The sequence below is a fragment of the uncultured Allobosea sp. genome, from assembly GCF_945957345.1.
GTDB lineage: Bacteria > Pseudomonadota > Alphaproteobacteria > Rhizobiales > Beijerinckiaceae > Allobosea.
In genome coordinates this window covers 1-8493 of sequence record NZ_CAMFKW010000092.1, presented here as the reverse complement: position 1 = coordinate 8493, position 8493 = coordinate 1, and the positions used below count along the sequence as shown (strand labels likewise).

Here is an 8493-nt window from a genome sequence, read left to right as displayed (position 1 = left end):
GACCGGCGCGCGACAAGGCGCTGCTGCTCGGCATCAAGCCGGAGAACATCTATATCGAGGACCTGCGCGAGGAATTCGTACGCGACTACGTCTTCCCGATGTTCCGGGCGAACGCCGCCTATGAAGGCGTCTACCTGCTGGGCACCTCGATCGCGCGGCCGCTGATCGCCAAGAAGCTGATCGAGATCGCCGAGAAGACCGGCGCCGACGCCGTCTCCCATGGTGCGACCGGCAAGGGCAACGATCAGGTCCGCTTCGAGCTGACCGCCTATGCGCTGAAGCCCGACGTCGTCGTGATCGCGCCCTGGCGCGAATGGGACCTGCGCTCGCGCGAGCAGCTGATCGCCTTCGCCGAGCAGCACCAGATCCCGATCGCCAAGAACAAGCGCGGCGAAGCGCCGTTCTCGGTCGACGCCAACCTGCTGCATGCCTCATCGGAAGGCCGCGTGCTGGAGGATCCGGCGGTCGAGGTGCCCGATTACGTCTATTCGCGCACGATCTCGCCGGAAGACGCGCCGGACAAGCCCACGATCGTCACGATCTCCTTCGAGAAGGGCGACGCCGTCGCGATCGACGGCGAGAAGCTCTCGCCGGCTACGCTGCTCGCCAAGCTCAACGACCTCGGCCGCGACAACGGCATCGGCCGGCTCGACCTCGTCGAGAACCGCTTCGTCGGCATGAAGTCGCGCGGCATGTACGAGACGCCCGGCGGCACGATCCTGCATGCGGCGCATCGCGCCATCGAGTCGATCACGCTCGATCGCGGCGCGGCGCATCTCAAGGACCAGATCATGCCGCAATATGCCGAGCTGATCTATAACGGCTTCTGGTTCTCGCCCGAGCGCGAGATGCTGCAGGCGCTGATCGACAAGAGCCAGGAATTCGTCACCGGCGACGTGCGTCTCAAGCTCTACAAGGGCGGCGTCCACGTCATCGGCCGCTCCAGCGACTACTCGCTCTACGACCAGGACCTCGTCACCTTCGAGGAAGGCGCGGTGGCCTACGACCATCGCGACGCCGCCGGCTTCATCAAGCTCAACGCGCTGCGCCTGCGCACGTTGGGACAGCGCAAGAAGAAGCTGGGGCTCTGAGGCCGCGGCTATCGCGGGTGTTGAAGAGTGTCATCCCGCACGCGTTGCAGCACGCAGTGCTGCGGCGCAGATGCGGGATCGCTCCCCGATAAAAGCTCCCATCACCCGGCGAGGGGTGGCCCTTGATCGCATGGGTCTTGTGCTCGGCGATCCGGCGCTCAAGGTCACTGGTGATGCCGATATAGAGCGGGCCGTCCTTCCGCGTCGCGAGGATGTACACAGCGTAGATGCGAGCGGTCATCCGAACCTCGCGTCGAGAACGAGACGATACCCTATCCTGCACGCGGTCCCGTGTCTGCGCAGCGGCACTTCGCGCCGCAGCGCGCACGGGATGACACGCTTCATGAACCGCTGCCAGCGACTTCATGAACCCGCGCCGCGTTCGCGCGTTCAGCACTCACCGATCAATCTGAGTGCTCCTCGCATGCTGCGCTTCCTCGCCCCTGCTCTGATCTCCATCCCGCTGCTCGCACCCGCTCTCGCGCAGGAAGTTCCGCCGAAGAGCGAGAAGCCCGCGACGCCTGAAATCGCGACCTGCAAGGCGGCTGCGCTCCAGACGCTCCATGCCAAGGAGCCGGAAATCAAGGACATCTATATCGACGAGGACGGCGCCACGGTCGCGGTCTCGGAATCGAAGATCGAGGACATTCCTGTCACCCGTATCGTCATGAGCGAAGCCTATCTACGGACCGATCGCTCCGACAAGCCGCGCCGCTTCCTCTGCCTGCTCGGCGAGAAGAACAAGGTGCTGCTGACCTTCTTCACCGCGCGCTGAGACAGAAAAGGAAAGGGCCGCCTTGCGGCCCCTGCCGGTTGTGACGGGAAAACGCCCTCAGCTTCCGTCGACCACGCGGGTCGCGGGCCGGTCATGGCCATCCGCCAATTCCTCGTGCCAGCGGCCGTTCTGATCCTGATAGACGATGCCGTCGGTATTCCCGGCCACCGTCTGGCGCGCGGCGGCGCGGGTCGCAGCCTTCAGCGCCGCGTCATGCGTCGGAAAGGTTTCCGAGAGGGCTCCGCCAGCCCGATAGGCCCAGCCACCATCGTGCTCGACAACCTCGTATTTGACCATGACCATCGCGCACCCTCCTTTCGTTCAAAGGAAAACCGCGCGCCGGCCACGCGGTTCCGGCTACTCGCCGTTACCGCTATCGGCCGCGCGCAACGAATCCAGTGCCGGCATCGAGGTGATGTGATAGCCGGCATCGACATGATGGACGTCGCCGGTGACACCTCCGGAGAGATCCGAGAGATAATAGAGCGCCGAGCCGCCGATCTCTTCAAGTGAAACCGACTTGCGCAGCGGAGAATTGGCACGCTGCCAGGATAGCATCGCGCGCGCGTCCGAGATGCCGGCGCCGGCCAGCGTCCGCACGGGCCCGGGCGAGAGCGCATTCACGCGGATGCCACGCGGACCGTAATCGCCGGCGAGATAGCGCACGCTCGCCTCCAGCGCCGCCTTGGCGACGCCCATGACGTTATAGTTCGGCATGATCCGGGTCGAGCCGCCATAGGTCAGCGTGATCATGCTGCCCCCCTTCGGCATGCGCTCCGCCGCGCGCTTCGCGACCTCGGTGAAGGAGAAGCAGGAGATCACCATCGTCCGCGAGAAGTTCTCGCGGGTGGTGTCGGCATAGAGCCCCTTGAGCTCGTTCTTGTCGGAGAAGCCGATGGCATGGACGATGAAGTCGAGCGTGTTGCGCTCGGGATCGCCGCCCCAGGCCTCGTCCAGCGTCGCGAAGGCGGCATCGACGGACGCGGTGTCCTCGACATCGCAGGGCACGACCAGCTTCGAGCCGATGCTATCCGCCAGCGGCCGGACGCGCTTGCCCAGCGCATCGCCCTGATAGGTGAAGGCGATCTCGGCACCATGGGCGTGAAGGGTACGGGCAATGCCCCAGGCGATGGAATTCTGATTGGCGACGCCCATGATGAGGCCGCGCTTGTTGTGCATCAGCGGGAGCATGGCAAACTCGGAAGGGTCTTCAGGATCTGGCCCGAAGGCCGGAGAACGGAGGGACAGTCGGTTATTCGGGTCGGTCGAACTCTGAACGGCGTCTCATCATTGCAGGGCCGTTGCCGGCCCGCAGGGCTAGTCGGTCTTGGTGATCGCGGCAGCGGCCGCCTTCGAGGTCGAGACCGGTACGATCTCGAAACGCACGAGGTCGTTCCACTGCAGAACCCATTCCTGCAGCAGGGCTATATCGTCGCATTCCATGATCTGGAAGCAGCGGCCGAGATCGGCCGAGACCCAGCTTTCGACATAGCGCACGCCCGCCGGAGCCATCCGCCCGCTATGCTGGAAGCGGGCGTAGACATCCTTCACGCGGGCCTGATCGAAATGCTCGATCACCATGAAGAGCATGGCGCTTCTCAGGCCTCCAGGCGCTTCATCACGATGGTGGCGTTGGTGCCGCCGAACCCGAAGGAGTTCGAGAGCACGGTGCCGAGGCCCGCATTGTCGATGCGCTTGCGCACGATCGGCATGTCGGCGAAGGCCGGGTCGAGCTCGTCGATATGGGCGCTCTCGCAGATGAAGTCGTTGTTGAGCATGAGCAGCGAGTAGATCGCCTCCTGCACGCCGGTGGCGCCGAGCGAATGGCCGGTGAGCGACTTCGTCGCCGAGATCGGCGGCGCCTTGTCGCCAGCACCGAAGACCTCGCGGATCGCCTCGATTTCCTTGCCGTCGCCGACCGGGGTCGAGGTGCCGTGCGGATTGATGTAGTCGATCTTGGTCTTCACGCCTTCCAACGCCATGCGCATACAGCGCACCGCGCCCTCGCCCGACGGGGCGACCATGTCGTATCCATCAGAGGTCGCACCGTAGCCGACGATCTCACCATAGATCTTGGCGCCACGCGCCTTGGCATGCTCCAGCTCTTCCAGCACGACGACGCCGGCGCCGCCGGCGATGACGAAGCCGTCGCGAGCCACGTCATAGGCGCGCGAGGCGCGAGCGGGCGTGCCGTTGAAGTCGGAGGACATCGCGCCCATCGCGTCGAAAAGGACGGAGAGCGTCCAGTCCAGCTCCTCGCAACCGCCGGCGAAGATGACGTCCTGCTTGCCCCACTGAATCAGCTCATAGGCATTGCCGATGCAGTGGTTGGAGGTCGCGCAGGCCGAGGAGATCGAATAGTTGACGCCCTTGATCTTGAACCAGGTCGCCAGCGTCGCCGAAGCGGTCGAGGACATGCCCTTGGGCACGGCGAAGGGGCCGACCTTCTTCGAAGAACCGCTCTCGCGAGCCTTGTCATAGGCGTCGATCAGCGCGCGGGTCGAGGGGCCGCCCGAGCCCATGATGATGCCGGTGCGTTCGTTGCTGATCTCGGCCGGCTCCAGGCCGGCATCGACGATCGCCTGCTCCATCGCGACCTGGTTCCAGGCCGAACCGCCGCCGTGGAAGCGCATGGCGCGCCGGTCGAGCACCGTCGCCGGATCGAGCGAAGGCACGCCCGCAACCTGGCTGCGGAAGCCGTGCTCGGCGAAATCCGGCACGTAGGAAATGCCCGATTTGGCTGATTGCAGCGAGGCCAGGACCTCCTGCGTGTTGTTGCCGATGGACGAGACGATGCCCATCCCGGTGACCACGACGCGTCTCATGCTCGCTACTCCAGCTGTCAGCACGCGGCAGAGCTAAGCCCGGCCGCTTCTGGATTCATACCGCGCAAATGGACCGAGCGGGCGCCTGGCGCAAGGTCGCGGTGCGTTTTTCCTCAGGCCGCTTCCGGCTTGAACAGGCCGACGCGCATGTCGCTGACCGTGTAGATGCGCTTGCCGTCTGCTTCCAGCCAGCCATCGGCGATGCCGAGAACGAGCTTCGACTTGAAGACGCGCTTGAAGTCGACGCCGTAGACGACCTTCTTGACGGTCGGCAGGACCTGGTCGGCGAACTTGACCTCGCCGACGCCGAGCGCGCGGCCGCGGCCAGGCAGGCCGAGCCAGCCGAGGAAGAAGCCGGTGAGCTGCCAGAGCGCATCGAGCCCGAGGCAGCCGGGCATCACCGGATCGCCCTTGAAATGGCAGTCGAAGAACCAGAGGTCGGGCTTGATGTCGAACTCGGCGCGGACCATGCCCTTGCCGTGCTCGCCGCCCTCTTCAGCGATCTCGACGATGCGGTCGAACATCAGCATCGGCGGCAGCGGCAGCTGCGCATTGCCCGGCCCGAACAGTTCCCCACGACCACAGGCGAGGATCTCCTCGTAGCTGAAAGACGACTGACGCTGCATTCCCGTACTGCTCCCTGGCACCCGCCGGATTCGGCCGATGTCTCGTGAGCCGTGCTAACACAGCGTCAGCCGGGAACGAAAGGGCGCAGGCAATTTCCAGCCCGCAGAACGCTCAAAATCCACGCCATCCCTGCCAGAGCGTCCAGGCGGCGACCAGGATCAGGAGCGCACCGACGGCGCGGCCGATCCGATCGACGGCGAGATCCCGTCCCGTCCACGCGCTCCGGGCCTGCGACACGGCCAGCGCCAGCCCGCCATAGACCAGCAATTGCGTAGCGGCGATGACCAGCCCGAGCGCAACCGCCTGGGCTCCGACCCAGCCGCGCTCGGGGCGCAAAAACTGGGGAAAGACCGCCAGCATGAACAGATAGGCTTTCGGATTGAGCAGATTGGTCAGCGCACCGCTGCGAAAGGCTGCCCAGGCGCTGACGGGCCGCCGCTCGCGGATCGCCTGCATCGCCGCCCCGCCCCGCAACAGCCCGAAGCCAAGCCAGGCGACATAGACCGCCCCCGCCAGCAGCATGAGGCGGAAGGCCGCGGGCCAAAGCTGAAGCACGATGCCGACGCCGAGCGCCCCGACGACGACATGACAGACTCCACCGACCATGACGCCGAACGTCGCCAGCAGGCCATCGCGACGGCCGCCGCCGAGCGCATTGGCGAGCACGACGGTCATGTCCATGCCGGGAACGATCACGATTCCGAAGACAAACAGGAAGAACAGCCAGAGATGTGCCGCCTCGATCATGACCGCCCTCGCCTGCGACAGGTTCGGCCTTATGCTTGCCGTGCCGGACAAGGGCCGTCAGGAGCCGGGGCCGGGCTCCGCGCTTGCGGCGCGTGAGCCGAGACCTTACATTTATTGAAATGTGATCCACTCTACTGGCGGAGCGTCCGGACGTTCGTTGCGCATAAGGGGTAAGAACAAGGCATGAGCGACCTGACCTCCCAGGACCAGGGTTACGGGACGCCGGTGCGGCAGGGCTGCCCCTTCCACGATATCCGTCAGAAGCTGCGGCGCGTCGGCTTGCGCCCAACCCGCCAGCGCGTCTCGCTCGGCTGGGTGCTGTTCGCCAAGGGCCAGCGCCATGTCAGCGCCGAGATGCTGTTCGAAGAGGCGATGAAGGAGCGCATCCCGGTCTCGCTGGCGACGATCTACAATACGCTAAGGCAGTTCACGGAGGCCGGCCTGTTGCGCGAGCTGACGCTCGACGGCGCCAAGGCCTATTTCGACACCGCCGATCATGACCATCACCATTTCGTCGTCGACGGCGAGAACCGGGTGATCGACATACCTGCCGACGAGATCGACGTCGCGAGCCTGCCGGTTCCACCGGAAGGCTACGAGATCGCGCGGGTCGATGTGGTGGTGCGGCTGCGCAAGATCAACGGCTGACCACCGCCCCGCCGCTTCCGGAGACGATGGGATACGCATGACCGATTCGTCGATCTCGCGCCGCGCGTTCGCCGGCTTCGTGCTTGCGGTCGCCGTTCCCGCCACGCCGGCGTTGGCAGCGCGGCGGGCCCTGCGCGGCACCGTCTTCTATCGCGAGCGCATGGCGCTGCCGCCGACGGCGGTGATCGAGGTCGCACTCGTCGATATCTCGCTGGCCGATGCGCCGTCGCGCACCATTGCAAAGACGCGCGTCTCCGGCCGCGGCATTCCGGCGCGCTGGACACTGCGCTTCGATGATCGGCGGATCGAGCCGCGAAACCGCCACGCGCTCCAGGCCCGGATCACTGATGGCGGCCAACTGCTCTTCATCAACACGACCCAGCACACGGTCCTGGCCGGCGGTCCCGACGATGCCGAGATCCTGGTCGAGCGCGTCGGCGGATGGGATCAGCCGCCTGCCGCAGCGCCCTCACCCCTAGGAAGCTGGCGCCTTACCAGCCTCGCCTCCATCACGACCACGATCGCCATCGCGGCAGACGGCAAGGTATCGGGGCGCGGCGGGTGCAACGGTTTCGGCGGCAACGCGACCGTCCGAGGCCGGACAATTCGGTTCTCACGCATGGCTTCGACGATGATGGCCTGCGCACCGGACGCGATGGATCAGGAGCAGCGTTTCCTCAAAGCGCTGGAGCGTGTGCAGCGCTGGAACGTCGAGCGCGGCGGCGGCCGGCTTGTTCTCCTCGACGGCAGAAGCCGGCCAGTGATGACATTGGCCCCGCAGTAGGCGCCTCTCAGTCGACCTTCTCGTTGGGATAGACGCCCCAGAGGCGCTCCTGACGGATATAGCCGTTGATGTTGCCGACGCTGACGCGGCACCAGGAATTGGCACAGGATGCGACGCTGGTGACGACGCCGGGCTGCAGCCGGGCGACGACGACCGCCTCCTCGTTCGCGGCGCTGCGCATCGGGAAGATCTCGTCCTTCTTCTTCGACCAGGGCGCGACGAGCGCCGTCCGCCGGCCGGAAAGCAGGCTGTGCAGCACCCAGCCCTCGGTGCCGTCTGCATCGCGCACGCGGCGCCAGGTCTCGAATTCCGCGGTGACTTCCATCGGCAGGCCGGCGCGCTGATAGACCCAGCGTGTACGGTGCTCCTTCGAGGGGCCCTCGCGCAGGTTCACGCGGTCGGTCTTCAGGCTGACATAGCGCGGCACCGGCAGACCGGTGACCGAGCCTGCCTGCATGTCCTGGGCTGACGCGATCGCGGGCAAGCCGATGAGGGCCAACGCCGCCAGGGCCAGGCAGCGCATCGACGGGACCTTCATGGCGCCATTCTCCTTCGCATTCCACTCGCCTCCGGCAAAGGGGCAAGTTGTCATCCGCTGCGCCGCCGCCTAGACACGCGTATGGTGCCGCGCAACAATTCCCATTCCTGGGCCACCAGGGTTAATGGCGGGTTGAGGATATCAGGCCGATACGGCCAATGACGGAGGGGTGACCGCCATGTCGAAGAAAAAGCCGCTGGTGGTGGTGACGCGCAAACTGCCCGCCGTGGTGGAAACCCGGATGCGCGAACTGTTCGACGCCCGGCTCAACATCGACGACAAGCCGATGTCTCAGGCTGCGCTGGTCGAGGCCGTGAAGACCGCCGACGTGCTCGTCCCGACGGTCACCGACAAGATCGATGCCGCCGTCATCGCGCAGGCCGGCGACCAGTTGCGCCTGATTGCCAATTTCGGCAACGGCGTCGACAATATCGACGTGGCCAGCGCCGTGCAGCGCG

General features: G+C 65.7%; 12 protein-coding genes and 1 pseudogene. 5 read left to right on the top strand and 8 right to left on the bottom strand.

The annotated features are described in order from the left end of the window. Nucleotides 1-1091 (top strand): argininosuccinate synthase (locus Q0Q36_RS24575; RefSeq protein WP_293802440.1); only part of this gene is annotated, 1091 nt, incomplete at its 5' end. Here the strand turns inward: Q0Q36_RS24575 and Q0Q36_RS25150 are convergent. Beyond that, the gene (locus Q0Q36_RS25150; RefSeq protein ID WP_367187199.1) at nt 1036-1332 is read right to left on the bottom strand and encodes a GIY-YIG nuclease family protein; all 297 of its coding nucleotides are present in this window, start codon (nt 1330-1332) and stop codon (nt 1036-1038) included. The two genes, Q0Q36_RS24575 and Q0Q36_RS25150, sit on opposite strands and share 56 nt — an antisense overlap. A 183-nt stretch (nt 1333-1515) precedes the next feature. On the opposite strand from Q0Q36_RS25150, the gene Q0Q36_RS24565 reads away from it, so the two are divergent. Beyond that, the gene (locus tag Q0Q36_RS24565) at nt 1516-1866 is read left to right on the top strand and encodes a hypothetical protein (RefSeq protein ID WP_293802437.1); all 351 of its coding nucleotides are present in this window, start codon (nt 1516-1518) and stop codon (nt 1864-1866) included. 57 nt (nt 1867-1923) lie between these two features. On the opposite strand, the gene Q0Q36_RS24560 is transcribed toward Q0Q36_RS24565, so the two are convergent. The 6 genes from Q0Q36_RS24560 to Q0Q36_RS24535 form a co-directional block, all read right to left on the bottom strand. Beyond that, nucleotides 1924-2169: a DUF2188 domain-containing protein gene (locus Q0Q36_RS24560; RefSeq protein ID WP_293802436.1), complete on the bottom strand. Its 246-nt coding sequence runs from the start codon at nt 2167-2169 to the stop codon at nt 1924-1926. Between the two features lie 54 nt (nt 2170-2223). Beyond that, complete coding sequence (fabI, locus tag Q0Q36_RS24555; RefSeq protein ID WP_293802434.1) at nt 2224-3057, bottom strand: enoyl-ACP reductase FabI; 834 nt, start codon at nt 3055-3057, stop codon at nt 2224-2226. Between the two features lie 126 nt (nt 3058-3183). Then, on the bottom strand, nt 3184-3456 hold the full coding sequence (locus Q0Q36_RS24550; protein ID WP_257735364.1) for a DUF3303 domain-containing protein: 273 nt from the start codon (nt 3454-3456) through the stop codon (nt 3184-3186). Between the two features lie 8 nt (nt 3457-3464). Continuing rightward, nucleotides 3465-4691, bottom strand: a complete 1227-nt coding sequence (fabB, locus tag Q0Q36_RS24545; RefSeq protein ID WP_293802432.1) for a beta-ketoacyl-ACP synthase I — start codon at nt 4689-4691, stop codon at nt 3465-3467. A gap of 113 nt (nt 4692-4804) precedes the next feature. After that, a complete protein-coding gene (fabA, locus tag Q0Q36_RS24540; RefSeq protein ID WP_293802430.1) occupies nt 4805-5317 on the bottom strand; it encodes a 3-hydroxyacyl-[acyl-carrier-protein] dehydratase FabA in 513 nt (170 codons plus the stop codon). A 112-nt stretch (nt 5318-5429) separates the two neighbouring features. Then, complete coding sequence (locus Q0Q36_RS24535; protein ID WP_293802429.1) at nt 5430-6065, bottom strand: LysE family translocator; 636 nt, start codon at nt 6063-6065, stop codon at nt 5430-5432. A gap of 183 nt (nt 6066-6248) precedes the next feature. On the opposite strand from Q0Q36_RS24535, the gene irrA reads away from it, so the two are divergent. Continuing rightward, complete coding sequence (gene irrA / locus Q0Q36_RS24530) at nt 6249-6713, top strand: iron response transcriptional regulator IrrA (RefSeq protein ID WP_293802427.1); 465 nt, start codon at nt 6249-6251, stop codon at nt 6711-6713. Continuing rightward, the gene (locus Q0Q36_RS24525; RefSeq protein WP_293802426.1) at nt 6679-7497 is read left to right on the top strand and encodes a YbaY family lipoprotein; all 819 of its coding nucleotides are present in this window, start codon (nt 6679-6681) and stop codon (nt 7495-7497) included. Before irrA ends, Q0Q36_RS24525 begins: the two co-directional genes overlap by 35 nt. A gap of 7 nt (nt 7498-7504) precedes the next feature. Here the strand turns inward: Q0Q36_RS24525 and Q0Q36_RS24520 are convergent, their stop codons facing one another. After that, entirely contained in the window at nt 7505-8035 is a 531-nt protein-coding gene (locus Q0Q36_RS24520; RefSeq protein WP_293802424.1) for an SH3 domain-containing protein, read from the bottom strand. A gap of 178 nt (nt 8036-8213) precedes the next feature. On the opposite strand from Q0Q36_RS24520, the pseudogene Q0Q36_RS24515 reads away from it, so the two are divergent. Continuing rightward, a pseudogene (locus Q0Q36_RS24515) lies at nt 8214-8493 on the top strand (D-glycerate dehydrogenase); the annotation flags it as partial.